The sequence below is a fragment of the Oleiphilus sp. HI0117 genome, assembly GCF_001635235.1.
Map to the genome: position 1 here is coordinate 1 of NZ_LWGA01000079.1, position 837 is coordinate 837.

Below are 837 nucleotides of genomic sequence, written 5' to 3' on the forward strand. Positions count from 1 at the left end.
ATTCGTGATACCGCCTTACAGGTTGCTTCATCAGCCCAGGAAACACAGGGCACAGCGATGCAGCTGGCTGAATCTTCAGAGCATCAGGCGCAAGAAATTGCGGGTGCTTCTGCCGCGGTTAACGAAATGGCGGTGTCTATCGACCAAGTATCATCTAACGCTGCAGAGTCTACTTCGGTTGCGGAAAGATCGGTAACCATCGCGAAGAAAGGTGCTGAAGTGGTACAAAATACCATCCACGGCATGGACACTATTCGTGAGCAGATTCAAGAAACATCAAAACGTATCAAACGCTTGGGTGAATCATCTCAGGAAATCGGGGATATCGTATCCTTGATCAACGACATTGCCGACCAGACCAACATTCTATCTTTGAACGCTGCGATTCAGGCATCGATGGCTGGGGATGCAGGTCGAGGCTTCGCGGTTGTTGCCGACGAAGTACAGAGACTGGCGGAACGTTCTTCTGCTGCAACCAAGCAGATTGAAGCACTGGTTAAAACCACTCAGACAGATACCAACGAAGCGGTAATCTCGATGGAACACACCACGGCAGAAGTGGTACGAGGAGCTCGACTTGCACAAGATGCGGGTGTTGCCCTAGAAGAAATCGAAACAGTTTCGATGAGTCTTGCAGACTTGATCCAGAATATCTCTAACGCGTCACGTCAACAGTCATTGTCGGCGGGTCACATTTCTAACACGATGAACGTTATTCAAGAGATTACCTCTCAAACTTCATCAGGTACGACGGCAACAGCGAAATCTATCGGTAACCTTGCTGAAATGGCTAGTCAGCTTCGAGCATCGGTGTCAGGCTTTAAGCTTCCTGCCGAC

At 49.5% G+C, this 837-nt stretch carries 1 protein-coding gene; it reads left to right on the top strand.

Features of this window, described 5'->3' with window-relative positions:
- Nucleotides 1–837 (top strand): methyl-accepting chemotaxis protein (locus A3757_RS01160; RefSeq protein ID WP_197469630.1); only part of this gene is annotated, 837 nt, incomplete at both ends.